The following is a 23,436-nucleotide window of genomic DNA, read 5'->3' on the forward strand; positions in this document are numbered from 1 at the left end:
GCCCCTCACCGCTCCAGCAGCCAGCGGACCATGGTCACCTCGGGCGAGACGGGGCAGAAGACCGCCTTCACCGCTGCGCCGATCCGCAGCCGCTCCGGGGCGACGGAGTTCAGCGGTGCGCCGGGCCCGCTGACCACGTTGCCGACCAGCCGGATCTCCGGGGCCTCGGCCAGTTCGACCACCACCGCGTTGTACGGGGCCTGGTCGGCGTAGGCGGGGAGCAGTGGCGGGTGCGGCAGCACGTACGACCAGATGCGGCCGCGCCCGCTCATCGCCCGCCACTGGCTCTCGAACGACTGGCAGTGCGGGCAGCACGGCCGGGGCGGGAAGCGGAGCTTTCCGCAGTCCGGGGCGGCGCACGCCTGGACGCGCAGTTCGCCGCGGGCCGCGTACTCCCAGAAGGGCGCGCCGTCCTCGTCGACGACGGGCAGCAGCAGTCCATCCATCTCGAATCGCTCCTCAGTTCCTCAGCAGTACGGCGGACGTGGGGACGCCCTCCCCGGCGGTGACCAGGCAGGTCGAGGCGTCCGGGACCTGGGCGGTGGAGACGCCGCGCAACTGCTTCACGCCCTCGTTGATGAGATTGAAGCCGTGCACGTATCCCTCGCTGAGCCCGCCGCCACCGGTGTTGACCGGCAGCCGGCCGCCGCTCTCCAGCGCCCCGCCCTCGGTGAACGCGGCGCCCTCGCCGCGCCCGCAGAACCCGTACCCCTCCAGGGAGAGCGGGATGAGCGGGGTGAACGCGTCGTATATCTGGGCGACATCGACGTCGTCCGGCCCGAAGTCGGCCTGCTTCCAGAGCTGTCGGGCGGCGGCCCAGGCCGGTCCGGTGAGCGGGTCCTCGTTCCAGTAGTTGACCATCCCGTGGTGCTGGGCGGGCAGTCCCTGGGCGACGGAGTGGAGGTAGACGGGCTTCTGCCGGCAGTCGCGGGCGCGTTCGGCGGAGACGATGACGCAGGCCAGCGCGCCGTCCGTCTCCAGGCAGTTGTCGAAGAGGCAGAGCGGCTCGCTGATCCAGCGCGAGGTCATATACATGTCGCGGGTCAGCGGGCGTTCGTACATCACGGCGTCGGGGTTCTGGTTGGCCCGGTTGCGGCAGGCCAGCGCGACGTTGAAGAGGTGGTCGCGGGTGGCCCCGTACTCGTGCATGTAGCGCCGGGCCAGCATGCCGATCTCGTCGGCCGGCCGCAGCAGCCCGTACGGCCGGGTCCACTGGGCGGGGGTGGGCAGTTGCACGGCGGTGTTCTTCCAGGGCCGGGGCCCCGATCCGCGCTTCCGCGACCGCCAGGCGACCCCGACGCTCGCCTGTCCGGTCGCGACGGCCGCGGCGAGATGCGCGAGCGTCGCGCAGGAGCCGCCGCCGCCGTACCCCACCTTGCTGAAGAAGGTCACGTCACCGGCCCCGATGGACTTGGCGACCTCGACCTCGTCGGTCTCCTCCATCGTGTACGAGGCGAACGCGTCCACCTCCGACGCGGCGATGCCCGCGTCGTCGAGCGCCGCGACGATGGCCCGGCAGGCCAGGGTCTTCTCCGACTCGGGCAGGTGTTTCGCGAATCGCGTCTGCCCTATCCCGGCTATCGCTGTCTGGTCCTTGAGCGTCGCCACCCGCCACCTCCGAAGCCGTCATGACTGCTGACAGCGGAGGAGGCTACAGCTAATCTGACGGTTAGTCAGCTACTGCGGTCCGCAGGGCCGTTCGGACTGAGGCGGAGGGCACGAGATGCGCGGCGACGAGGAATGGTCCACCGTCCCGAACCTGGTACGGGAGGCGGCGCGACGCTACGGCGACCGCGAGGCGGTGGCCGAGGGCCGCACCAGGATCACGTACACGGAACTCGGCGAACGCGTGGAACGGGCCGCCGCCGCGTGCATGGCCTCCGGGGTGGAGCCGGGGGACCGGGTGGCGGTCTGGGCGCCCAACACCCTGGACTGGATCGTCTCCGCGCTGGGCGCGGTGACGGCCGGCGCGGTCCTGGTGCCGCTCAACACCCGCTTCAAGGGCACGGAGGCGGCGTACATCCTGGAGCGGAGCCGGGCCAAGCTGCTGTTCGTCACCGGCACCTTCCTCGGCACCTCGTACGTGGCCTCCCTGCGCCGCGCCGACATCGAACTCCCGCACCTGGAGACGGTGGTGGTCCTCGCCGACACCGCCCCCGCCGACTACGTCACCTGGAAGGACTTCCTGGCCTCGGGTGAGCGGATCTCTCCCGAACGGGTACGGGCACGGGCCGACGCCATCGACCCGTCCTCCCCCTCCGACATCATCTACACCTCCGGCACCACGGGACGCCCCAAGGGCGCCGTCATCAGCCACTCCCAGACGCTGCGCTGCTACGAGATCTGGAGCGACCTGGCCGGTCTGCGCGAGGGCGACCGCTATCTGATCGTGAACCCGTTCTTCCACACCTTCGGCTACAAGGCGGGCGTCATCGCCTGCCTGATGCGGGGCGCGACGATGATCCCGCAGCCCGTCTTCAACGTGGACACGGTCCTCGCCAACATCGCCGCCGAGCGCATCTCCGTCCTCCCCGGCCCGCCCACACTCCACCAGTCACTCCTGGATCACCCGGCCCGCTCCACCCACGACCTCTCCGCGCTCCGCCTGGTCGTGACCGGCGCGGCGGTGGTCCCGCTCCAGCTGGTGGAGCGCCTGCGCACCGAACTCGGCATCGCCACGGTCCTGACCGCCTACGGCCTCTCCGAGGCGAGCGGCATCGTCTCGATGTGCCGCCGCGGCGATCCGGCCCGCACCATCGCCGCCACCTCCGGCCGCGCGATCCCCGGCACCGAGATCCGCGTCCTGGCCGCCCCCGGCGAACCGGGCGAGGTACTGGTCCGCGGCTTCAACGTGATGAGCGGCTACTTCGAGGACCCGGAGACCACGGCCGCCACGATCACCTCGGACGGCTGGCTGCACACCGGTGACGTGGGCGTCCTGGACGCGGACGGCAGCCTGCGCATCACGGACCGGATCAAGGACATGTTCATCGTCGGCGGCTTCAACGCCTACCCCGCGGAGATCGAACAGCTCCTGGGCCTGCACCCGGACGTCGCCGACGTCGCGGTCATCGGCATCCCCGACCCCCGCCTCGGCGAGGTCGGCAAGGCGTACGCGGTCCGCCGCCCCGGCGCGACGGTGACCGCCGACGACCTGATCGCCTGGTCGCGGCGCGAGATGGCGAACTACAAGGTGCCCAGGGCGGTGGAGTTCGTCAGCGGCCTCCCGCGCAACGCGAGCGGCAAGGTGGTGAAGGGGGAGCTGCGGGGGCGGGAGTAGGGGCGGTTCGGTGGTGGTGTTCACCTCGTGGACGAGGGCGACATGGGGAAGCTCTGCGCGGGGTGGGGATTCAGGTCCGGGGGTAACGGGAGGGGGCCCGAGCGGGTGGCTCGGGCCCCTCTGCGCGAACCACGTGTGGCTTAGCCGGCGTGGTTCTCCTCCTGGGGGGTCACCACGCTCGCGTGGGCGTCCTGAGGGGTGCTACCAGCGTGGTTCTCGGCCAGCGCCGGCGATGCGCCGCCGATGCCGAGGGCCACGGCGAACGCGGCAGCGACGAGTGTCTTCTTCGTGCGTGTCATTCCAACCCCTGTGATGGGAGCGAGCTTCCGGGCGTGAAGTGACGCTAGTGACAGGGGGGGGCGATCGCGGTACCCCTCTGGCGGGAAGTGGTCGAACGTTGACGCGATTGCACCGACCGTCCGGACGCGGACATGCAGCGGCCGCGACGGCTCCCCCTCCGCGCCGCCGCGGCCGCTCCCCCCCGTCCCCCCGTCCCCCCGTCCCCCCGTCCCCCCGTCCCCCCGTCGGGAGGATCAGCGCGGATCTGCACCGGTCATGTGGCTGTCCAGCGGCTTGATGTCGGGCTCGCCGGTCATGTGGCTGTCCAGCGGCTTGACCTTGGGCTCGCCGGTCATGTGGCTGTCCAGCGGCTTGATCTCGGGCTCGTCCGTCATGTGGCTGTCCGCAGGCTTGGTGTCGCCAGCGGCGCCGGACTTCGGCGTAGGCCCCTGAATCTTCTTGTCTTCGCTCATGCTGTGAACTCCGTTGCTCGATGCATGGATGGTCGGCAAAGCCCGTCCGGCTGCTCCCCCGTGGGCTGCCGGACGGGCTGTTCAGAGCCGTTCACCTTAGTGCGCGGTTCCACTGTCGACTCGCCTGCCCCCCGACGCGACGCATCGACAGGTACGAGACTGCCGGGTGGTGATAAACGAACGATGAACGCGGGGTCAGCTTCCCTGTGGTGAAAGCGTCGCGCCGAGCAGACCGCGGACGGTTTCACCCTCTGGGGCCTTCAGCTGGTCGAAGACCGTGAGTGCTTCCCGCCAGCAGACCTTCGCCCGGTCTGCCTGTCCTATGCCGTCCAGTGCCTGTCCCAGTACGGTCAGTACATTGGCTCGACGCCACTCCCCGCCGATGTGAAGCAGCACCGTCAGCGCCTGCTCGGAGAATGCGGCAGCCCGGGCCGGGCGCCGTGCCGCGAGATGCACCTCTGCCAACCTGAAGAGAGTCATTCCCTCCCACAGCCGTTGGCGGCTCTCGCGGAAGACGGAGAGCGCCTCGGAGAGGCGGACCTCGGCCTCGTTCTGGCGGCCCGCTCGGGTCAGTGCGAGCCCCAGGGCGTAGCGACCGTTCGCCAGACGCAGCGTGAGCCCCAGCCGGGCGTAGATATCGATGCCCTGACCGGCGAGTTCGACAGCACTGGCAGTCTGCCCGATGGCCAGATGGACGCGGGACAGATTGCACAGAGCGCTGGCTTCGCCGGCTTGGTTGTTGTCCGCCCGAAAAGCAGAGATGGTCTGCTGGAGGAGAGCTTCCGCCTCAGGGAGTCGATTTCGGTAACCGGCGATGATTCCGAGCTCGTTGTGAGCGTTGCAGTGGGTCCAGACATCGTCGATCGACGCGGCGAGAACCATGGCCTGCCTGGCCTCGCTCTCGGCCTCGTCGAAACGGCCGGCCGTGCTGTGGACCTGAGCGAGAGTCGTCCGTGCCCGCGCTTCGGAGCGGGCGTCGGCGGCGACGGCTGCGGCCTCTCGCACGATGGTGGCGACGGTTTCGAACTGACGTGAATTGGCCCCCGACTCCGCCAGGTCTTTGGAGGCGAGAAGGAGATCCACGGCACGCCGGATGGTTCCGGCGGCAATGCTCTGCTGGACGCATGCCAAGAGTGGGTTCGCTTCCGAGTAAAGCCAGTCGAGGGCTCGGCCGTGATCGGAGAACGACAGACCGCGATATTCGGCGCGCTCCAGATGGTTGACGGTTCGGTCCCCCGGCCGCTCCAGCGCGTACACCCCCGCCGCCGTCGCCAGGTAGAAGTCCAGCAGCCGCGACAGGGCCGACTCCCGCTGCTGCGGCGACTTCTCGTCCCGTTCCGCGCACGAACGCGCGTAGAGGCGGACCAGGTCGTGGTAGCGGTAGCGGCCCGGGGCCGCCGACTCCAGCAGGGACGTGTCGACCAGGGCCTCCAGGAGGTCCTCCGCCGCGTGCGTCTCCAGGTTCAGCAGGGCGGCCGCGGCGGCGAGGGAGATGTCCGGGCCGTCCGCGAGGCCCAGGAGGCGGAAGGCGCGGGCCTGGGCGGGTTCCAGCTGGCCGTAGCCGAGTTCGAAGGTGGCCTTCACCGCGAGGTCGCCCGCCTGGAGTTCGTCCAGGCGGCGGCGCTCGTCCGCGAGCTTCGCGGCCAGGACCGAGACCGTCCAGGTGCGGCGGGCGGCCAGTCTGGAGGCGGCGATGCGGATGGCGAGGGGGAGGAAGCCGCAGGCGGCGACCACGTCGAGGGCGGCCTCGCGCTCGGAGTTGATGCGCTCCTCGCCCACGATGCGGGTGAAGAGCTGGAGCGCCTCCTCGGGCGACATCACGTCTAGGTCGACCAGGTGCGCGCCCGCCAGGTCGACCATCCGGACCCGGCTGGTGACGAGCGCCGCGCAGCCCGCCGTGCCCGGGAGCAGGGGGCGGATCTGGGCCGCGTCGTGGGCGTTGTCCAGGAGGACCAGGATGCGGCGGCCGTCGAGCGTGGAGCGGTAGAGCGCGGCGCGTTCGTCGAGGGAGTCGGGGATCGCGGAGTCCGCCGTGCCCAGGGCGCGCAGGAACGCGCCGAGCACCGTCTCCGGTTCGGCGGCGCGGGCGCCCGCGCCCTGGAGGTCGACGTACAGCTGGCCGTCCGGGAAGTGCGGGCGGGCCTGGTGGGCGACGTGCACGGCCAGGGTCGTCTTGCCGACGCCGCCGATGCCGGCCAGTGCGGACACGGCCATGACGGAGCCCTCGGCGGTGGCGAGCCGGTCGCCCAGCTCGCGGACGAAGGAGGTGCGGCCGGTGAAGTCCGGGACGGTGGCCGGGAGCTGGGCCGGGCGGAGCGGGGCGGCGGCCTGGACGGGCTCGTCCGCCGGGCGGGCCAGCTCCTCGTCGGCCCGCAGGATGCGCTGCTGGAGCTGGGCCAGTTCGGGGCACGGGTCGACGCCCAGTTCCTCGGCGAGCAGCCGCCGGGTGTCGGCGTACACGGCCAGCGCCTCGGCCTGGCGGCCGCTGCGGTACAGGGCCACCATCAGCAGCTCGCGCAGCCGCTCGCGCAGCGGGTGCGCGGCGGTGAGCGCGGTCAGTTCGGAGACGGCCTCCGCGTGGCAGCCGACCTCCAGGTCCAGGTCCAGGCGGGTCTCGGTGAGCTGGAGGCGCCACTCCTCGAGGCGGGTGCGCTGGTTCTCCGCGTACGGGCCGGGCACCGAGGCGAGCGCCTCGCCGTCCCACAGGGCGAGCGCCTTGTTCAGCAGCTCCCTGGCGCGGCAGCGGTCGCCCGAGGCACGGGCCTTGTCGGCGCCGGCGGCCAGTTCCTCGGCCACGGTCACATCGAGCGCGTCGGGCCCGGTCCGCATCGCGTACCCGCCGGAATCGCTCGCCAGGGTCTGCGGGCCCAGGATCTTGCGGAGCCGGGAGGCGTAGGTGCGTACGGCGGCCAGCGCCTGGGAGGGCGGCTCGTCGCCCCAGATGGCGTCGATGAGCTCACCGGACGTGGCGGTGTGGCCGCCCCGCAGCAACAGGGCCGACAGCAGGGCGCGCTGCTGCGGCGAACCCGACGGCAGCGTCTCGTCGCCCCGCCTGGCCCGTACCGGTCCGAGCACGGAAAAGCGCAGCTCCGTGCTGCCCGCCGGCGGTCGTTCCGGAGCTCGCTGTTCCGGAACACGCACCCGTGGCTCGCCGTCACGGCCCATTGCCGCCTCCTGTCCTGCTCTCTGCGCACTGCCCAGTGCCGCACCGAACATGTCGGGACACCGCCGAGGAGATCCGGATTGCTCCATACCGTTCGTATCGCCGTCAACAGTCTGCCTTGTGAAGGGCGGACACGTCAGCAGTGGGTGACTGTCTGCACGAGCCCTCGACAACGATTGTGGAACGGAGCCTCGCACAGATTGCTGACGGTTCGTCAGATCGGCGCTACCGTGGTACGCATGGAGACCTTCCCGAAGATCATCTCGGTGGACGACCACACGGTGGAGCCCCCTCATGTCTGGCGGGACCGGCTCCCGTCCAAGTACGCGGACTCCGGCCCGCGCATCGTCCGGGCGCCGCTCAAGGAAATGACGTTCATGGGCGGCAAGTTCGCGCCCGTGATGGGTGCGAAGGGCGACGACGGCCCGATCGGCGACTGGTGGGTGTACGAGGACCTGCACCGCCCGCTCACCCGCCTCGACACCTCCGTCGGCTACGACAGGGACGAGATAAAGCTCGAAGTCATCACTTACGAGCAGATGCGCCCCGGTTCGTTCTCGGTGCCCGAGCGGCTCGCGGACATGGACATCAACCACGTGCAGTCCGCGCTCTGCTTCCCGACCTTCCCCCGCTTCTGCGGCCAGACCTTCACCGAAGCGAAGGACCGCGAACTCGGCCTGCTCGGCGTGCGCGCGTACAACGACTGGATGGTCGACGAGTGGTGCGGCCCGGACGCGCACGGCCGGCTCATCCCGCTCACCCTGGTCCCGCTCTGGGACGCGCAGCTGGCGGCCGACGAGGTCAGGCGCAACGCGGCGCGCGGGGTGCGTGCGGTGGCGTTCTCCGAAATACCTCCACATCTCGGACTGCCGTCCATTCATACGGACGAGTGGGATCCGTTCCTGCGGGCCTGCGACGAGACGGGGACGGTGATCGCCATGCACATCGGCTCGTCCTCGAAGATGCCGTCCACCTCGGCCGACGCCCCGCCGGCCGTCGGCTCCACCATCACCTTCGCCAACTGCTGCTTCTCGATGGTCGACTGGCTGATGAGCGGCAAGTTCGAGCGCTTCCCCAACCTGCGGATCATGTACGCGGAGGGGCAGATCGGCTGGATCCCGTACATCCTGGAACGCGCCGACGTGGTCTGGGAGGAGAACCGGGGCTGGGGCGGGGTCGCGGACAAGGTCCACCGGCCGCCGTCGGAGCTGTTCACCGAGCACGTCTACGGCTGCTTCTTCGACGACGCGTTCGGGCTGAAGAACCTGGACGCGATCGGCGTCGCCAACGTGCTGTACGAGACGGACTACCCGCACTCCGACTCGACCTGGCCCAAGTCCCGTGAGGTCGGGGAGGAACAGATGGGGCACCTGGACGCGGACGTGGTGGACCGCATCGTGCGCCGCAACGCGATCGAGCTGCTCGGGCTGACCGGCGAAGGGCTGTGGGCGGGGCCCGGCACCGGGGCGTGAGACGGGTGGGTGCCTCGGCCGTCCCCCCGGACGGCCGCGGCACCCGTCAGCCCTTGCCGTGTCAGACGTTGGTGACGGCCTCGACCGGCTCCTGGAGTTCCGTCACCCACCGCGACTCGTCCTCGGGGCACTCCAGGCTGACCTCGCGGGCGTACCCCGCCGACCGGTAGCCGGAGCCGTCGATCCAGCGGGCCAGCGTCTGGGCCGTCGGCAGTACGCCGTCCATCGGGCCCCGGTGGATGACGGTCGCCGCCTCGAACGGGGGCAGCTCGACCACCGTGATCCCGGTGTCGCCCAGCGGCCCCACGGGCTCCGAGACCGTCACCCCGGCGTGGACGACGACCGCGCCGCCGCCCTCCGGGGCGTCCTCGTAGCGGGCGATCCCGGGGCCCGTCGGGGAGACCCCGGCCCGGCCCAGCAGCGGGAGCAGCCGCTCGTACAGGGGGCGGATCACCGGCGTGATGTCCTGCGGCCCGTACCCTGCCGCCACCCCGGTCAGCTCCGCGACCCGTACCGCCGCGACGTTCTTGACCACCACATCGTCCACTGACATGTGTCCCTCGCTCTCGATCGACCGGAGCCTCGCCTCGACCTGGGCCAGCCGTGCCGCCGCCGCGGCCATCGCCTCCGCCAGTTCCGACCGCCGCAGCCGCAGCATCCCGCGCAGCTCCTCCGGGCCCACCTCCTCGTCCAGGACGGCCCGCACCTGCTGGAGCGTGAAGCCGAGGTCCTTGAGGGCGATGATCCGGTTGAGCCGGGCGAGCTGGCCGCCGCCGTAGTAGCGGTAGCCGGTCGCGGGGTCGGTGATGTCGGGGGGCAGCAGCCCGATCGCGTCGTAGTGGCGCAGCATCCGGGCCGATACCCGACCGTGGCGGGCGAAGTCTCCGATGGTGAACATGATGTCTCCCAGTGCACGGCCTCACACGGTGTCAAGGTCAAGAATCGCAGCGTGCCCGTACGCGTGTGACGCAGGCCACTGGAACCCGCTGTCCGCGGCGGACAGGACATGACGTGGAGCATTCCCTGAGAGCCCGGATACGGGCAGGCGCCCCGGACGCGTTCGGCGGCCTCTTCGGCGACTGAGTAGCGCCCGCAGGCAGCGGAGCGCACAGGCAGGAGCCCCGCTTCCCCGCCGAGGCGGGGGAGCGGGGCTCCTTGGGTACTGCGTTACCGGCCGCGATCGGCCGACCCGGGCAACTAGGCCGGGGTGACGTTCTCAGCCTGCGGACCCTTGGGTCCCTGAGTGACGTCGAAGTTCACGACCTGGTTCTCCTCGAGGGAGCGGAACCCGGACGCGTTGATCGCGGAGTAATGGACGAAGACATCCGGGCCGCCGCCGTCCTGGGCGATGAAGCCGAAGCCCTTTTCAGCGTTGAACCACTTGACGGTTCCGGTAGCCATAAGCCCTCCTTGGGCCAAAGGGTTGCCCTGCTCCAGAACCTGCAAAGAAGTCTGAAAACTACAAAAGCCTGCGGGTTACATGCTCCGCAGGCTCTGTACTGCAAGGGAAACCAAACTGCAACTTGGCGCTGAGCCTAGCACGCAGCATGTGCGGAACGGTAGAGGGAAAGATCACTTGACTCGAATGTTTGATTGCCGTGCGTACGGGCGGTCCGAGAGGCCCTTCGGGAGGACTTCGGGAGGTCCTTCAAGCAGCGTCGGAGCCCTCGGGTGAGCCCTCGGCAGAGCCTCCGGGAGAGCCCTCCGCAGCGATGATCCGGGGACGGGCCGCGCGCCGTTCCGGCGCCCCCCGGGAGAGGGATCGTGCGGCGCCGCGCGCCCCCGGTGGGGCTGGTGGCGGGCGACAGGTCTAGCCTCGCGATGTGGACAATTCAACCGTCACAACCGTCGCAGGCGACGACCGTCGCAACCGGCCGCGCGTCGGCCACATCCAGTTCCTCAACTGCCTTCCCCTCTACTGGGGGCTGGCACGGACCGGGACCCTGCTCGACCTGGAGCTCTCGAAGGACACCCCGGAGAAGCTCAGCGAGCAGCTGATCAGGGGCGACCTGGACATCGGCCCCATCACCCTCGTGGAGTTCCTGCGCAACGCCGACGACCTGGTCGCCTTCCCCGACATCGCGGTCGGCTGCGACGGGCCCGTCATGTCGTGCGTGATCGTGTCGCAGCGGCCCCTGGAGGACCTCGACCGGGCCCGGGTGGCGCTCGGCTCGACCTCCCGCACCTCCGTACGGCTGGCGCAGCTGCTGCTCGCCGAGCGGTACGGGGTGACCCCCGACTACTACACCTGCCCGCCCGACCTCGGCGTGATGATGCAGGAGGCGGACGCCGCCGTCCTCATCGGTGACGCCGCGCTGCGCGCCAACCTGCACGACGCCCCCCGCCTCGGGCTCCAGGTCCACGACCTGGGCGCGATGTGGAAGGAGTGGACGGGGCTGCCGTTCGTCTTCGCCGTCTGGGCCGCCCGCAAGGACTACCTGGCGGCCGAGCCCACCTCGGTCCAGAAGGTCCACGAGGCGTTCCTGGCCTCGCGGGACGTCTCCCTGGAGGAGGTCACCAAGGTCGCGGAGCAGGCCGCACGCTGGGAGGCCTTCGACGCCGAGGTCCTGGAGCGCTACTTCACGACCCTCGACTTCCGCTTCGGTCCCGCCCAGCTGGCCGGCGTCCAGGAGTTCGCCCGCCGGACCGGCCCGACGACCGGCTTCGCCGCGGACGTGAACGTGGAGCTCCTCGGCGGCTGAGCGCACGCGCCGGACCCGGCGCGCGCCGGCCCCGCCCGGACCCGCTGCCCGAACCCGGGTGGCGGGTCCCTCGATGTCGTTCCCGGGACGCGTCCGTACGGAATTGGACCGGACCGAATAGCGGAACGTCCGAGGCGGCCCGGACGCCCATTTCGATTGCCCCGGAATGTCACTTCCACCGCAATGGCGCCTGTCGTCCGGATTGCGACCGGGCATTGCGGTAAACGGAACGCATTCTTCCTCCGGCTGTGTGCTCGGTCGCGGCCGGGACCCGGACTCCCTACCCATTCGGTATTCATCGGCCAATCCACTCCGGCAGGCCGTACGGCGAGAACGGGAAAGCCGCTCTCCGCGTAAGTTTCCGGCGGAAATGCCGCGCTATCGTGTGCCACCGAGCGGCGGCACGCGCCGCAGGGGGCGGGGGACGATGAGCGGCAACAGGACGACCACCGATCCGGGCGGCGCGCCCGAGGCCGCGGTGCGCGGGCCGAGGCGGCCGGCGGCCGGCCCGCGGAAGCTGTTCGGCTCCCTGATGTGGGCCGTGCTCCTTCCCGCCCTCATGGTTCTCGGAGCCGGGCTCGCCAACTGGGTGATGTGGGCCGGTGTCGTCGTCATGCTCGCGGTCGTCGCGTTCGCCGGCTGCCTGGTCGGTGGCGTCTGGAGCCGCGCGGGCGCCGCCACGCTGGTCTGTGTCAGCGGCTTCGCGCTGATGCTCTTCGCCGGCCCCGCGCTGTACGACGTCTACATGAAGACCGCGGGCGATCCGGTCGCGGCGGTGGTGACGGAGCTGACCGACGACAACGACGGGCAGGGCTCCGACTGGCACTGCGCCGTGGCGGAGGCCGGCGGCGACCACAAGAAATACGAACTGTCCCAGCAGCAGAACTGCTTCGGCGGGGTCGAGGCGGGCGAGCGCATCGAGATCCGCGAGGATCCGCTCGGCCTGTTCCCGCCTCGGATGCCCGACGGCCCGGGGCACTCCGACGCGGAGATCTCGGCGGAGATCGCCGCAGGTCTCCTCCTGCTGACCGCCGGCACCGTGTTCTACGGCGGGCAGCGCCGGCGGTCCTGACGCACCCGCCCCTAGGGGAAGGGGCAGCCCTTAGGCTTCGTCGGAGGTCCGGGGCCGGTCCACAGGGGGAGTCCGCATATGCAGCCGCTGGAAGCCGGCGAACCGCCGAGCATCGGTGCCTACCGGCTGATCGGCCGACTCGGTGCCGGTGGCATGGGGCGCGTGTATCTGGGACGCAGCGCCGGCGGCCGTACCGTCGCGGTCAAGGTGGTCCATCCGCACTTCGCACTCGACGAGCAGTTCCGCGCCCGTTTCCGGCGCGAGGTGGACGCGGCACGGCGGATCGGCGCCCAGTGGACCGCACCCGTACTGGACGCCGACCCCGACGCCCCCGTCCCGTGGGTCGCGACCGGCTACGTGGCCGGGCCCTCGCTCTCCGCCGCCGTCGCCGGACACGGGCCGCTGCCCGAACAGGCGGTACGCACTCTGGGCGCCGGACTGGCCGAGGCGCTCGGGGCGGTCCATGAACAGGGCCTGGTCCACCGGGACGTGAAGCCCTCCAACGTACTGCTCGCCCTCGACGGCCCCCGCCTGATCGACTTCGGGATCGCCAGGGCCGTCGACGCCACGGCCTCGCTCACCTCCACCGGGGTCTCGGTCGGCTCGCCCGGCTACATGGCGCCGGAGCAGATCCGGGGCCGGGAGATCTCGGGCGCGGCCGACGTCTTCTCGCTGGGTGCGGTGCTCGCGTACGCGGCCACCGGCGCGGCCCCCTTCCTCGGCGACTCCTCCGCCGTGCTGCTCTACAAGGTGGTGCACGAGGAGCCCGAACTGGGCGAGCTGGCGGGCCCGCTGCGCGAGGTCGTCGCCTCCTGCCTGGCGAAGGACCCGGCGCACCGGCCCACTCCGGCGGAGCTCGCGCACCGGCTGGCCCCCGACGGCGCGGCGGCCCGGGTGGCGGCGGGCTGGCTGCCCGGCCCGCTGGTGCGCGAGGTCAGCCGGTCCGCGGTCGCGCTGCTGGACCTGGAACCGCAGGACGCCCCGGTGCGGTCGGGTCCGGTGCCGTTCACCAACGCCTCGTACGGGGCCAACGGGAGCCCCGCCCTCGGCGTGTTCGGGCCGCCGGTCGAACCGGCCGCCCACCTGGCCGGCCCGACGCCGCCGCCGTACCCGCCCGCGCCGGGAACGGACGGGGTGCCGGGGCAGCGCGCCCCCGACCCCCGGTTCGCCGTCACGGTGAGCGCCGACTCCCGGCCGGGCGAGCGCCGGGGGCGCAGGCTGAGCTGCACCGTCGCCCTCGCGGTGGCCGGTGCGCTGGCCGCGGTGACGGTGGGCAGCGCCTACGTGCTGGACCTGATGCCGGGCGGTGGTGGCGACAACACCGCCGGGCACGGAGGCACCGACCGCACCCCGGGCGCCACCGCGTCCCCCGCGCCGACCCGCCCGGGGGACGGCGCCGAAGCGACCCCGGACCGCCGGGCCGTCGAGGTGCCGAAGGGCTTCATCGGCACCTGGGAGGGGCCGCTCACCGAGAAGACGACCGGCCAGCCGCACGGCACGCTCAGCGTGGTGATCAGGAAGGGGAAGAAGGGCGCCGACGTGGTCCGTACGAGCACGACGATCTCCAGCCTCGGCGTCGAGGTCAGCTGTCACAGCGTCGCCTCCCTCACCTCCGGCACCGACAAGGAGCTGACGCTGCGGGAGCGCGCCGACCCGGAACGCCCCGGCACCGCGGGCCTGTGCACGACCACCACCACGGACATCCACTTCACCCGCGTCACCGACGACACCCTGCGCTTCCGGTCCGACGAGCGGGGCGCGGGGCTTCCCTACGGCACGCTCAACCGGTCCGGCGGCTGACCTGCGGCAGGGCTGGCGTACGCTGAACCGGTCCGTAGATCCGTTGAAAAACCGCCGAAAGGTGACAGCCCGGTGACCGAGAAGGCCGACCTCCAGCCCATCCTCGACCGAGCCGCCGAAGGCGGTCGGATCACTCCGGCGGAGGCACTCGACCTCTACCGCTCCGCTCCGCTGCACGCGCTGGGCGCGGCCGCCGACGCCGTACGCCGACGCCGTTACGCCGGTACGGAGCACATCGCGACGTACATCATCGAGCGCAACATCAACTACACGAACGTGTGCGTGACGGCGTGCAAGTTCTGCGCGTTCTACGCGGCGCCCAAGGACACGGCCAAGGGCTGGTCCCGCGACCTCGACGACATCCTGCGCCGCTGCGCGGAGACCGTCGAGCTCGGCGGAACGCAGATCATGTTCCAGGGCGGGCACCACCCGGACTACGGCGTGGAGTACTACGAGGAGCACTTCTCCGCGATCAAGAAGGCGTTCCCGCAGCTGGTCATCCACTCGCTCGGCGCCTCCGAGATCGAGCACATGGCCCGGATCTCCAAGGTCTCCGCCGAGGAGGCCATCAGCCGTATCCACGCCGCCGGCCTCGACTCCTTCGCGGGTGCCGGCGCCGAGCTGCTGCCGGCCCGTCCGCGTACCGCGATCGCCCCGCTCAAGGAGTCCGGCGAGCGCTGGCTGGAGATCATGGAGATCGCGCACGGCCTGGGCGTCGAGTCGACCTCCACCATGCTGATGGGCACCGGCGAGACCAACGCCGAGCGCATCGAGCACCTGAGCATGATCCGGGACGTGCAGGACCGCACGGGCGGCTTCCGCGCCTTCATCCCGTACACCTACCAGCCGGAGAACAACAAGCTGAAGGGCCAGACGCAGGCCACGCTCTTCGAGTACCTGCGGATCATCGCCATCGCCCGGCTGTTCCTGGACAACGTCGCCCACATCCAGGGCTCCTGGCTCACCACCGGCAAGGAGGTCGGCCAGCTGTCGCTGCACTACGGCGCGGACGACCTCGGCTCGATCATGCTGGAGGAGAACGTCGTCTCCTCCGCCGGTGCCAAGCACCGCTCCAACCGCCTGGAGATCATCGACCTGATCCGCAAGGCGGACCGGGTCCCGGCCCAGCGCGCCACCACCTACGAGCACCTCGTCGTCCACGACGACCCGGCGAACGACCCGGTCGACGAGCGCGTCGTCTCGCACATCTCGTCCACCGCGATCGCCGGCGGCACGGCTCACCCGGAGCTGAAGCTCCTCAGCGCCAACTGACGACGCCGTGCTGACCGTTCACGCCGCGCCGCTGGTCCTGCCGGTCGGCGCGGCCGCCGTCGAGCGGGGCGCGGTGGCCGTGGACGGGGACCGGATCACCGCCCTCGGCCCGTACGACGAGGTCGCCGCCGCGTACCCGTCCGCGCGGGTGCGTCAGTGGCCGGGCGTCATCGCTCCGGGCCTGCGGCAGCGGCACGCCGAGTGGCTGCTGACCCGCTGCTACCACCCCGACCCGCGCGAGGCGGACGCGCTCGGGACCGAACCGCTCTCCGGCGAGGCGTTCGCGCGGCTCGCGGGCGAGCTGGACGCGACCCGGTGGTCCGGCAGCGTGCGGCGGGGCCTCCAGCAGATGCTGCGGTACGGGACGACGCACCTCACCGGCCCGTTCCGCGACCCGGCCGTGCGTACCGCCGTGTCCCGTTCCGGCCTGGTCGAGGTGCCGCCCGCCGCCGGGGTTCCCGACAGTGAGGTCCGGGACCTCGATCCGCTCGCCGGGGGCCGTGACCTGCCGGGCTCCGTGCACATCCCGCTCGTCACCGGCGCCCGCGCCGATTTCGCGGTCTTCGACGTGCCCGACGAGACCGCGCTCGTCGCGGTGGGGGCGGCGTCCTGCGTGGTCACCGTCCTCGCCGGGCGGCTGGTGTACCGGCGGCGCTGAGCGGCGCGGTTTCCTCAGGAGCCTCAGGGTACGGAGGGTCCGCCCAGGTAGCGGCCGTTGGTGTCGTAGGGCCAGGCGTTGGCGACGCATCCCTTGAGGCCGTAGATCTGCTGCATCATGGCGGGCGCTGGGCGGCCTGCGCCGGGGCAGGTCTCGTGGCCGTGGCCGAGCCAGTGGCCGACCTCGTGGTTGATGATGAGGGCGCGGTAGTCGGCCAGGGGGCCGTCGAACTCGGGTGAACCGGTCTGCCAGCGCTTGAGGTTGACCATGACGTCCACGCCGACACGGCAGTTGACCTCGCCGTGCGTGTCGAGGCCGCTCTTTCCGCAGATCCGGTCCGTGGTCCGGGGCGAGGCGATGCGTACGACCAGCCCCGCCGGCCCCTCGGCCACCTGGCGGAAGGTGTTCTCGCCGTGGTGCGACCAGCCCCGGGGCGCGGCCAGGATGCGGGCGACCTCGGCGGCCGCCTTGTCGGGGTCCAGGCCGGAGCCGTCCTCCACCTCGACCCGGTACGCGTGACCCCTGCCGGTGGCCGACGCGGCCGCGCGGGCGACGGTGAACGAGGCGGCGGAGCCCGAGCCGCCGGTACCGTTCGCGCGCTCGTTCTTCCACCGGAGCCCCGCCACGGTGGCCGCCACCAGGACGACCGGTACGACGGCCATGACGAACAGCCGGTTCCGGCCACGTCTTCGCTGCCCCTGCCGACGCACGTCCGATCCGGACATCCGCGCCCCTCCCCAGTGCTCCGGAGTACTCCGGTGTTCGTGCTTCCCCCTGTAATGACTGCTGCGGGCTCGGATTGGTTCAGTCCACTCGCTCGGAAAGCGTGCCAGGACCACCGAGGAGCAGCGTCATGAGCGTCGCACCCGAATGAAGAGATGGTAACATCAGAGATAGTATCGCTGTCGATACTATTGTTCGCGGGAGGCTTGTGTGAGGCGCTTCATCGGACGGGACCACGAGCTGAACGTGCTCGGCAAAGCCCTGCGGTCGGTCCACGACGCCGTCGGCTCGGCGAAGCCCGGACAGTGCGTCCTGATGCGCGGGCGGAGACGAGTCGGCAAGTCCAGTCTCGTCGAGGAATTCCTCCGACGCACCGAGGTGCCGCACCTGTTCTTCACCGCGGCGGGGGGCAGAGCGGAGGACGAGCTGACGGAGTTGCTCGACACCGTCGCCAGATCCACCCTGCCGGAGCGGGCGCTGTTCTCCGAGGAGACGCCGGCGCAATGGAACGCGGCATTCAGGCTGCTCGCGGAGATCCTTCCCGACGACAGCCCGAGCGTGGTCGTCATGGACGAGGTCCCGTACCTGATGGACCGCATCGACGCCTTCGAGGGCACGCTTCAGCGAGCCTGGGACCGTCTGCTCAGTCGCAAACCCGTACTCCTCCTCCTGGTCGGCTCCGACCTGTCGATGATGGAGGCGCTGAACAGCTACGACCGCCCCTTCCACCAGCGTGGCCGGGAAATGGTCGTGGGGCCGCTGAACCCGGCCGACATCGGCGAGATGCTCGGGCTTGAGCCGGCAGCCGCTTTCGACGCGGCTCTGATCACCGGCGGCCTTCCGCTGATCTGCGCGGAGTGGCGGCCCGGAGCGGATGTCCGGGAGTTCCTCCGCGACTCGCTCGACAACCCGCTCTCGGCGCTGCTGGTCTCCGCCGAGCGATCGCTCGCCGCGGAGTTTCCGCCGCAGGCGATGAGCCGGGAGGTCCTGCGGGCCATCGGAAGCGGCGAGAGAACCTTCACCAACATCGCTCGCGCGGCGGGCGGTATCGCCCACACCACCCTCACGCGAGCCGCCGACGTCCTGACCGAGAAGCGGGTGGTGGCAGCCGAGCTGCCCCTCTCGCTGAGACCGTCGAAGGAACGCCGCTACCGCGTGGCCGATCCCTACCTACGGTTCTGGCTCGCGTTCCTTGATCCGCACATGGCGGAGATCGAACGGATGCGGGGGGATCTCACGCTGCGGCGGATCAAGGAGAGGTGGACGAGCTGGCGGGGGCGTGCGATCGAGCCCCTCGTCCGGGAATCCCTCGCCCGCCTTCTGCCTGACGGGCTCCTGCCCGCCGCTCCGGCGATCGGCGGCTACTGGACCCGGAGCAACGATGTCGAAATCGACCTGGTCGGCGCCGACCGGCAGCCGGTGGCCAAGGAGTTGCTCTTCCTCGGTTCGGTCAAGTGGCTGGAGAACTCCGCGTTCGACAGCCACGACCTGGCCGCGCTCCAGAAGCACCGGGCCGCGCTCACCGACGAGCCGGTACCGCTCGTGGCGGTCTCGCGCAACGGGACCGCCTGTTCCGGGCTCGGGCTCCAGGCGGCGTACGGGCCCACGGAACTGCTGGGCGCCTGGCGCAAAGCGTGACCAGTGGTCGTGGGCGACGCTCGCGGGGGTCTCAGGGTACGGAGGGTCCGCTCAGGTAGCGGCCGTTGGTGTCGTAGGGCCAGGCGTTGGCGACGCATCCCTTGAGGCCGTAGATCTGCTGCATCATGGCGGGCGCTGGGCGGCCTGCGCCGGGGCAGGTCTCGTGGCCGTGGCCGAGCCAGTGGCCGACCTCGTGGTTGATGATGAGGGCGCGGTAGTCGGCCAGGGGGCCGTCGAACTCGGGTGAACCGGTCTGCCAGCGCTTGAGGTTGACCATGACGTTCACGCCGACACGGCAGTTGACCTCGCCGTGGGTGTTGAGGCCGCTGCTCCCGCAGATCCGGTCGGTCGTGGCCGCCGTGGCGATGCGGACGACCAGCCCCGCAGGGCCCTCCGTGACCTGGTGGAACGTGTGCTCGCCGCCGTGCGCCCAGCCGCGCGGCGCGGCCAGGAAGCCGGCGATCTGGGTGGCGGCCGCGTCCGGGTCGACGCCGGAGCCGTCCTCCACCTCGACCCGGTAGGCGTTGCCGCCGCCCGACGTCGCGCCCGCCCGCGCGACGGTGAAGGTGCCGGGGCCGGACGCGGGGATGACGGGCCGGCCGCCGGTCTTGGAGCCGGAGCCGGAACCGGGCTTCGTCTTCGGGCCGGGCTTGTGGCTCGCCTTGGGCTTGGTACTCGCCTTCGGCTTCGTGCCCGCCCCGGTCTTCGAGCCGCGAGGGGACGCGGAGGCCGAGGCGTCCGGGTCCTTGGCGGGACCGGCCGACTCGGACGTGGCCGCCGCGGCCGACAGGTCGTCCCCGTCGGTCCACAGCGGTGCGGCCACGACCGCGACGCAGACCACCGCAGTCGGCACGAGGACCGCGAGCAGCAACCGTATTCGGCTGCGGCGGCGGCGCTCCCGTCGCGAGCGCCGCCGGGACCCCCCGCCATGTCGCTGTCCCTGCTGTCTCCGTACCTCAGCCGACACGATCCGCGTACTCCTTCGATTCCATGGGGTGTGCCGCCGCGTACTCCACGAGCTCCAGGAACCTGGAGTTCCCCGCTACGGCGAGCAGTTGATCAGCGGTGACGGGGGACGGCCTCGTCGTGTCCTCGTCTCCGTCGACCGAGAGGGCGACGGTGCTGGTGCCGTAGGTGAACCGGACGACGGTGCCCGTGGAGACCGGAGCCCCGTTCAGGTCGGCGACCGAGGTCACGGCATGGGCCTCGATCCCGCCGGGAAGCGTCGCCTGCCGGCAGCGCAGCTTCGTTTCCGGGTAGTCGCGGCACGGCGCTTCCTGCGGAGCGACACTCCGATCGCTCTCGGGGCGTACCGAGAAGACGATGGGAAAGACGTTGCCGCCACTCCCGGCCTGGTACCGGCTGACGGCGAGGTCCACCGGATGGACCGGACCGGCCTGCCGAGGCAGCAACTCCCCGAACAGCAGGGCGGCATGCAGCTGGAACTTCTCCTGCCGGATGCGTTCGGCGGTCGGCAGGTCGGCCATCGAGGACTGGCCGGGGGACGGCTCGACGTGCACGGTGGACGGCCCCGGAGCGTCCGTGGCGAAGGGGGGTTGCGGGGCCGATGACGCCCCCGACGGCACGTCCGACGGCACCGGTGACGGCACGTTCGTCGGAGTCGAGGACGGGGACGGCGACGGTGAGATGCTCGTACGCTGCGAGGCGGCGGACCACCCCCGGGCGGGCTGAGTGCCACCGTCCCCGCTCCACAGCGGCAGCACCGCGCCGAGCGCACCGAGCGCCACCACACCCGTCACCGCCGCCCCGATGGTCACGCGGGCCCGGTTGCGGCGCCGTTGGCCCTGGACCAGGGCGCCGGGCACCAGGTCGGGCAGGGCGGGTGCGTCGTCCGTCGCCTGTTCCATGGCGGCCCTGATCAGCAGGAAGTCGGCCTCCGCTGCCCCCTCGTCCGGTGCCCGGTCGCCGGGAAAGCGGTCAGAAGACGTGTCCACGACGGTTCTCCTCAGCTTCGGGTGGTGTAGAGGTGTGCGTCGCCCAGCCGCGTACGCAGCGTGGCGAGTGCGCGGGAGCACTGGCTCTTCACGGTGGACGGGCTGCACCGCAGCAGATCGGAGACCGTCTCGACGCTCAGGTCCTCCCAGTAGCGCAGCACGACCATCGCCCTTGCGCGGGGCGGCAGTTCGGCCAGGGCTGCCAGCAGCGTGACCGTCAGCTCGGGGCCGATCGCGGGCGCGTGCGCCGCGATCGGCGTATGAGCACGGAAGTCGCGCAGCCGGCGTCGGCGCTCGGCGATGTAGGTGCGGGTCAGCACGGTCCTGGCGTAGGCGTCCGGATGGTGGGCGGCACTCACCCGGTGCCAGTGCTGGAAGAGCTTGGCCAGCGTCGTCTGGGTCAGGTCACGGGCCGCCTCGGCGTCGCCGCACAGCAGGTAGGCGGTGCGGTACAGCCGGCGCTGGCTCGCCCGCGCGAACTCCTCGAAGCTGTCGGCGTCCCGGCCGGTCTCCGCGCTCATCCGGCCCCCTTCACGGTCCGTCGGTGGTCTCTCCTCCTGTTACTGAGAGCTCACGGGCCGGAAAGGTTGAAGCCGAATCCAAATCCGTGTCCGCTTCCTGTCCTGTCCTGCCCGGTCAGGAAGCGGCGGGTTCGCGCGGCGGCTCGGCGTCCGCGAGCGGCGCGACTCCTTCCGGACGTCCCGGCACTCCGGGAATCGCGCCGGCCACGGAGGCGGCCGCAGGCCGAGGGAACACCGGCGCGCAGGATTGGCACAGGGACCTCAGGCCCCTGTGGTGCAGCGCGGACAGCAGGCAGAGCCGAAGCCTCGATATCCCGTCGAGTTTCGCCCGGATATTGCCGAGGTGGAACTTCACCGTTCGAGGGGATATGTGCAGACAGGCCGCGATCTCCTCATTCGACGGAGCGCTGTGCAATGCGGCGAAAATCTGCTCTTCCGTGGCGGTGAGCCGTCGGTGGGGCGGTGGTACGGGACGAGCCGCCGACGAGAGCCCGTTCGGTTCACCGAAGACCGGGTCAGCACAGACAAGGCATTGAACCGTCATGATTCCCCCCCCAGGGTGCTGGTTCAAGAGCGGCAGGAATGTAGCACGGGGGAGGGAGAATTCCGGCTGCGGATCACGATGTGGTCGGCCAGAAAGGGAGGTTCGGGCTGATTGTTCAGGGTGCGGCAATGAGAGAAGCGGCGAGTTTCAGCCGATCCTTGAGCTGCTTCTTTGCCAGGTCGAGCGTCTCGGCATTCTTGTCGATCTGCCGCTGCTGGTAAGCGGACTGGACCGCGAAGTACACGCCGACCAGGCCCACCTCCTTTTTGCAGGCGACATCGGCCTTGGCGGCTGTGATGGCGGCGGGGGACGTGAGGGCGTCGTCGGAGAGGCCGAGTTCCGTGGTGGCGTTCATCGGATCGGACACGGTGTGCCCCTTCCGCGCCATGCAGCCGGACCAGCTCTTGTTGACCTTCCTGGTACGGGAGTCCTCGCGCGCCCGGGACTCCGCCTGGGACTTGAGGTTGAACACGTACATCGCGTCCACGGCGTTCGGCTCGGGGGCGTACAGCTTCAGGAAGGCCTCACGGCCGCAGCCGCCCACCGGCACCGCCTTGCCGTTGATCCGCTGCTTGCCGCCGCCCTTCTTCTCCGCCTCCGCCTGGCTCATCGGCATGTCGCCGGGCTTCAGGTCGGGGGCGCCGTGCAGCGCGATCTCCTCGGACGCGGTCAGGCTCTGCGAGGTCCGCCCGGGTGGCTGGGTGTCCTCCGGGGTGCTGTACCCGTACCGGGCCGCCTCGTTCGCGTCCACCACTCCGAAGATCCGCGCGTTCGTCCTGCCGGCGGTGGCGGCGGGCCGGGATGGGAGGCTGTAGCGGAATCCGAAGCGTTCCATGCACCGGGAGATGAGGACGCCCTGGCCCTGCTGGAGCGCGGCGCTCTCCTCCTGGGTGGCGTCGTAGGCGTCCAGGGGGAACCGCGCCCCCACGGTACTGAGCATCGTGGGCGCGGCCGAGATCCCGGGTTCCGACTTCTCGTCGGTCCGCCCCCGGTCGGAGGACGAGGAGCAGGCGGCGAGAACGACGGCGGCGCAGAGCACACCGACCGAACGGTGGAGGTGGCGGCGGCCGGAGAGCGGGTGCATGCGGATCCTTCGCGGGTGACCTGGTCGTACGATGTGGCAGCCGCTGTTCTGCCCGGCGCTTACGGGCAGAACAGCGGCGCCTCTCAGCGGGCGGTGTCCGTCTCGGGACCGGTCAGAAGTAGTACGCCGACGAGATCTCGTTCTTGAACGTGGCGGAGGCGTTGCCGTAGTAGTCGAGCGGCAGGGAGCCGTGGATCCCGCCTCGGAGGGGGTTCGTGTACACATCCCAGGCCGTGACGTCGCGGTTCCAGTACGACGCGGTGTTGTCATCGGTGGTCTGGTTCTGGCCGGGGCAGGTCTGGGAGCTCGTCGACGAGATGAAGCGGTCGTCGGAGAACCTTTCGTCCGAGTAGAGAAGGTCGAAGACACAGCCGGCGTAGTTCGAGTTGTAGTAGAGCCCGAACTCTCCGCTGTCCACGTTTCCGTTCTTGTGGCCGGCAGCGGCTGCCGTTCCGGCGGAGTTGAGAATCAGCCCGGTGACCGCTGTCGCGGCCAGGGTGATACCGGTCAGACGTCGCATAGCGGTTGAACGAGTCATTCGGTCTCTCCTTCGTGTGCTGTGAGTCCCGCGCGTGGGGCTGACGCGTCGTGAGCGCCAGCAATTCAATGCGGCGTGCATGGAAATGGGTACTGCCCTCAAGGACAGTTGTTGTCTGTGGACGGGCTCTGTACTTTGGACATCCGAGACTCCGTCACCGGTCGCTAAGTGGCCCGGAGAAAACGGCTGTTGAATGCGTGGTGAGCAGCTGCCGCATCATGCGCGGTGACTGTCTCCCCACACGGCTGTTCCTCTCCCGGGA

Annotated in this window: 22 protein-coding genes; 8 read left to right on the plus strand and 14 right to left on the minus strand. The window is 70.8% G+C overall.

What is annotated here, in order from left to right; all coding sequences use genetic code 11:
• Positions 1 to 5: 5 nt before the first annotated feature.
• Together ACGFU6_RS19700 and ACGFU6_RS19705 are read right to left on the minus strand one after the other, a co-directional pair.
• On the minus strand, positions 6 to 446 hold the full coding sequence (locus ACGFU6_RS19700; RefSeq protein WP_393612366.1) for a Zn-ribbon domain-containing OB-fold protein: 441 nt from the start codon (positions 444 to 446) through the stop codon (positions 6 to 8).
• 13 nt (positions 447 to 459) lie between these two features.
• Positions 460 to 1,608 carry a lipid-transfer protein gene (locus ACGFU6_RS19705; RefSeq protein WP_393612368.1) on the minus strand — a complete coding sequence of 383 codons (1,149 nt, stop codon included), beginning with the start codon at positions 1,606 to 1,608 and terminating at the stop codon, positions 460 to 462.
• A 115-nt stretch (positions 1,609 to 1,723) separates the two neighbouring features.
• Here ACGFU6_RS19705 and ACGFU6_RS19710 point away from each other — a divergent pair, with 115 nt between their 5' ends.
• On the plus strand, positions 1,724 to 3,280 hold the full coding sequence (locus ACGFU6_RS19710) for a FadD3 family acyl-CoA ligase (RefSeq protein ID WP_393612369.1): 1,557 nt from the start codon (positions 1,724 to 1,726) through the stop codon (positions 3,278 to 3,280).
• Positions 3,281 to 3,420: 140 nt separating this feature from the next.
• Here the strand turns inward: ACGFU6_RS19710 and ACGFU6_RS19715 are convergent, their stop codons facing one another.
• The 3 genes from ACGFU6_RS19715 to ACGFU6_RS19725 all read right to left on the minus strand — a co-directional run bounded on the left by ACGFU6_RS19715 (position 3,421) and on the right by ACGFU6_RS19725 (position 7,197).
• Positions 3,421 to 3,579 (minus strand): hypothetical protein, encoded by a 159-nt coding sequence (locus tag ACGFU6_RS19715; protein ID WP_393612371.1) that lies wholly within the window; start codon positions 3,577 to 3,579, stop codon positions 3,421 to 3,423.
• A gap of 234 nt (positions 3,580 to 3,813) precedes the next feature.
• The gene (locus ACGFU6_RS19720; protein ID WP_393612373.1) at positions 3,814 to 4,032 is read right to left on the minus strand and encodes a hypothetical protein; all 219 of its coding nucleotides are present in this window, start codon (positions 4,030 to 4,032) and stop codon (positions 3,814 to 3,816) included.
• 195 nt (positions 4,033 to 4,227) lie between these two features.
• Positions 4,228 to 7,197, minus strand: coding sequence for a BTAD domain-containing putative transcriptional regulator (locus ACGFU6_RS19725; RefSeq protein WP_393612375.1), 2,970 nt, complete (start codon positions 7,195 to 7,197; stop codon positions 4,228 to 4,230).
• Positions 7,198 to 7,434: 237 nt separating this feature from the next.
• Here ACGFU6_RS19725 and ACGFU6_RS19730 point away from each other — a divergent pair, with 237 nt between their 5' ends.
• The gene (locus ACGFU6_RS19730; RefSeq protein ID WP_393612377.1) at positions 7,435 to 8,667 is read left to right on the plus strand and encodes an amidohydrolase family protein; all 1,233 of its coding nucleotides are present in this window, start codon (positions 7,435 to 7,437) and stop codon (positions 8,665 to 8,667) included.
• Between the two features lie 61 nt (positions 8,668 to 8,728).
• On the opposite strand, the gene ACGFU6_RS19735 is transcribed toward ACGFU6_RS19730, so the two are convergent.
• A complete protein-coding gene (locus ACGFU6_RS19735) occupies positions 8,729 to 9,565 on the minus strand; it encodes a MerR family transcriptional regulator (RefSeq protein WP_393612378.1) in 837 nt (278 codons plus the stop codon).
• A gap of 299 nt (positions 9,566 to 9,864) precedes the next feature.
• Positions 9,865 to 10,068 (minus strand): cold-shock protein, encoded by a 204-nt coding sequence (locus tag ACGFU6_RS19740; RefSeq protein WP_003967102.1) that lies wholly within the window; start codon positions 10,066 to 10,068, stop codon positions 9,865 to 9,867.
• Positions 10,069 to 10,490: 422 nt separating this feature from the next.
• On the opposite strand from ACGFU6_RS19740, the gene ACGFU6_RS19745 reads away from it, so the two are divergent.
• The 5 genes from ACGFU6_RS19745 (at position 10,491) to ACGFU6_RS19765 (ending at position 16,171) form a co-directional block, all read left to right on the plus strand.
• On the plus strand, positions 10,491 to 11,369 hold the full coding sequence (locus tag ACGFU6_RS19745; protein ID WP_393612380.1) for a menaquinone biosynthetic enzyme MqnA/MqnD family protein: 879 nt from the start codon (positions 10,491 to 10,493) through the stop codon (positions 11,367 to 11,369).
• 427 nt (positions 11,370 to 11,796) lie between these two features.
• Positions 11,797 to 12,441 (plus strand): hypothetical protein, encoded by a 645-nt coding sequence (locus ACGFU6_RS19750; RefSeq protein WP_393612382.1) that lies wholly within the window; start codon positions 11,797 to 11,799, stop codon positions 12,439 to 12,441.
• Between the two features lie 78 nt (positions 12,442 to 12,519).
• A complete protein-coding gene (locus ACGFU6_RS19755) occupies positions 12,520 to 14,241 on the plus strand; it encodes a serine/threonine-protein kinase (RefSeq protein WP_393612383.1) in 1,722 nt (573 codons plus the stop codon).
• Positions 14,242 to 14,313: 72 nt separating this feature from the next.
• Positions 14,314 to 15,513: a cyclic dehypoxanthinyl futalosine synthase gene (mqnC, locus tag ACGFU6_RS19760; RefSeq protein WP_123524277.1), complete on the plus strand. Its 1,200-nt coding sequence runs from the start codon at positions 14,314 to 14,316 to the stop codon at positions 15,511 to 15,513.
• A gap of 7 nt (positions 15,514 to 15,520) precedes the next feature.
• On the plus strand, positions 15,521 to 16,171 hold the full coding sequence (locus ACGFU6_RS19765; RefSeq protein WP_393612385.1) for a hypothetical protein: 651 nt from the start codon (positions 15,521 to 15,523) through the stop codon (positions 16,169 to 16,171).
• A 23-nt stretch (positions 16,172 to 16,194) separates the two neighbouring features.
• On the opposite strand, the gene ACGFU6_RS19770 is transcribed toward ACGFU6_RS19765, so the two are convergent.
• Entirely contained in the window at positions 16,195 to 16,797 is a 603-nt protein-coding gene (locus tag ACGFU6_RS19770; protein WP_393612646.1) for a DUF3152 domain-containing protein, read from the minus strand.
• Positions 16,798 to 17,104: 307 nt separating this feature from the next.
• Between ACGFU6_RS19770 and ACGFU6_RS19775 the strand changes: the two genes are divergently transcribed.
• Positions 17,105 to 18,532: an ATP-binding protein gene (locus ACGFU6_RS19775; RefSeq protein WP_393612387.1), complete on the plus strand. Its 1,428-nt coding sequence runs from the start codon at positions 17,105 to 17,107 to the stop codon at positions 18,530 to 18,532.
• Between the two features lie 31 nt (positions 18,533 to 18,563).
• Here ACGFU6_RS19775 and ACGFU6_RS19780 read toward each other — a convergent pair whose 3' ends face one another.
• The 6 genes from ACGFU6_RS19780 to ACGFU6_RS19805 all read right to left on the minus strand — a co-directional run bounded on the left by ACGFU6_RS19780 (position 18,564) and on the right by ACGFU6_RS19805 (position 23,174).
• Positions 18,564 to 19,403, minus strand: a complete 840-nt coding sequence (locus tag ACGFU6_RS19780) for a DUF3152 domain-containing protein (RefSeq protein WP_393612389.1) — start codon at positions 19,401 to 19,403, stop codon at positions 18,564 to 18,566.
• Between the two features lie 85 nt (positions 19,404 to 19,488).
• The gene (locus ACGFU6_RS19785; RefSeq protein ID WP_393612390.1) at positions 19,489 to 20,487 is read right to left on the minus strand and encodes a hypothetical protein; all 999 of its coding nucleotides are present in this window, start codon (positions 20,485 to 20,487) and stop codon (positions 19,489 to 19,491) included.
• A gap of 11 nt (positions 20,488 to 20,498) precedes the next feature.
• Positions 20,499 to 21,008 (minus strand): SigE family RNA polymerase sigma factor, encoded by a 510-nt coding sequence (locus ACGFU6_RS19790; RefSeq protein ID WP_393612392.1) that lies wholly within the window; start codon positions 21,006 to 21,008, stop codon positions 20,499 to 20,501.
• 115 nt (positions 21,009 to 21,123) lie between these two features.
• Entirely contained in the window at positions 21,124 to 21,552 is a 429-nt protein-coding gene (locus ACGFU6_RS19795) for a helix-turn-helix transcriptional regulator (protein WP_393612648.1), read from the minus strand.
• 115 nt (positions 21,553 to 21,667) lie between these two features.
• A complete protein-coding gene (locus ACGFU6_RS19800; protein ID WP_393612393.1) occupies positions 21,668 to 22,636 on the minus strand; it encodes a hypothetical protein in 969 nt (322 codons plus the stop codon).
• Positions 22,637 to 22,748: 112 nt separating this feature from the next.
• Positions 22,749 to 23,174, minus strand: coding sequence for a peptidase inhibitor family I36 protein (locus tag ACGFU6_RS19805; RefSeq protein WP_393612394.1), 426 nt, complete (start codon positions 23,172 to 23,174; stop codon positions 22,749 to 22,751).
• Positions 23,175 to 23,436: the final 262 nt, after the last annotated feature.

The organism is Streptomyces sp. NPDC048462 (assembly GCF_043200175.1).
Classification (GTDB): Bacteria; Actinomycetota; Actinomycetes; order Streptomycetales; family Streptomycetaceae; genus Streptomyces.

What these genes read in the sequence shown, in the direction of transcription:
- ACGFU6_RS19700 (WP_393612366.1), bottom strand. Translation starts at nt 446, where the DNA reads ATGGATGGACTGCTGCTGCCCGTCGTCGACGAGGACGGCGCGCCCTTC.
- ACGFU6_RS19710 (WP_393612369.1), top strand. Translation starts at nt 1,724, where the DNA reads ATGCGCGGCGACGAGGAATGGTCCACCGTCCCGAACCTGGTACGGGAG.
- ACGFU6_RS19715 (WP_393612371.1), bottom strand. Translation starts at nt 3,579, where the DNA reads ATGACACGCACGAAGAAGACACTCGTCGCTGCCGCGTTCGCCGTGGCC.
- ACGFU6_RS19720 (WP_393612373.1), bottom strand. Translation starts at nt 4,032, where the DNA reads ATGAGCGAAGACAAGAAGATTCAGGGGCCTACGCCGAAGTCCGGCGCC.
- ACGFU6_RS19725 (WP_393612375.1), bottom strand. Translation starts at nt 7,197, where the DNA reads ATGGGCCGTGACGGCGAGCCACGGGTGCGTGTTCCGGAACAGCGAGCT.
- ACGFU6_RS19730 (WP_393612377.1), top strand. Translation starts at nt 7,435, where the DNA reads ATGGAGACCTTCCCGAAGATCATCTCGGTGGACGACCACACGGTGGAG.
- ACGFU6_RS19735 (WP_393612378.1), bottom strand. Translation starts at nt 9,565, where the DNA reads ATGTTCACCATCGGAGACTTCGCCCGCCACGGTCGGGTATCGGCCCGG.
- ACGFU6_RS19740 (WP_003967102.1), bottom strand. Translation starts at nt 10,068, where the DNA reads ATGGCTACCGGAACCGTCAAGTGGTTCAACGCTGAAAAGGGCTTCGGC.
- ACGFU6_RS19750 (WP_393612382.1), top strand. Translation starts at nt 11,797, where the DNA reads ATGAGCGGCAACAGGACGACCACCGATCCGGGCGGCGCGCCCGAGGCC.
- ACGFU6_RS19755 (WP_393612383.1), top strand. Translation starts at nt 12,520, where the DNA reads ATGCAGCCGCTGGAAGCCGGCGAACCGCCGAGCATCGGTGCCTACCGG.
- ACGFU6_RS19790 (WP_393612392.1), bottom strand. Translation starts at nt 21,008, where the DNA reads ATGAGCGCGGAGACCGGCCGGGACGCCGACAGCTTCGAGGAGTTCGCG.
- ACGFU6_RS19795 (WP_393612648.1), bottom strand. Translation starts at nt 21,552, where the DNA reads ATGACGGTTCAATGCCTTGTCTGTGCTGACCCGGTCTTCGGTGAACCG.
- ACGFU6_RS19800 (WP_393612393.1), bottom strand. Translation starts at nt 22,636, where the DNA reads ATGCACCCGCTCTCCGGCCGCCGCCACCTCCACCGTTCGGTCGGTGTG.
- ACGFU6_RS19805 (WP_393612394.1), bottom strand. Translation starts at nt 23,174, where the DNA reads ATGACTCGTTCAACCGCTATGCGACGTCTGACCGGTATCACCCTGGCC.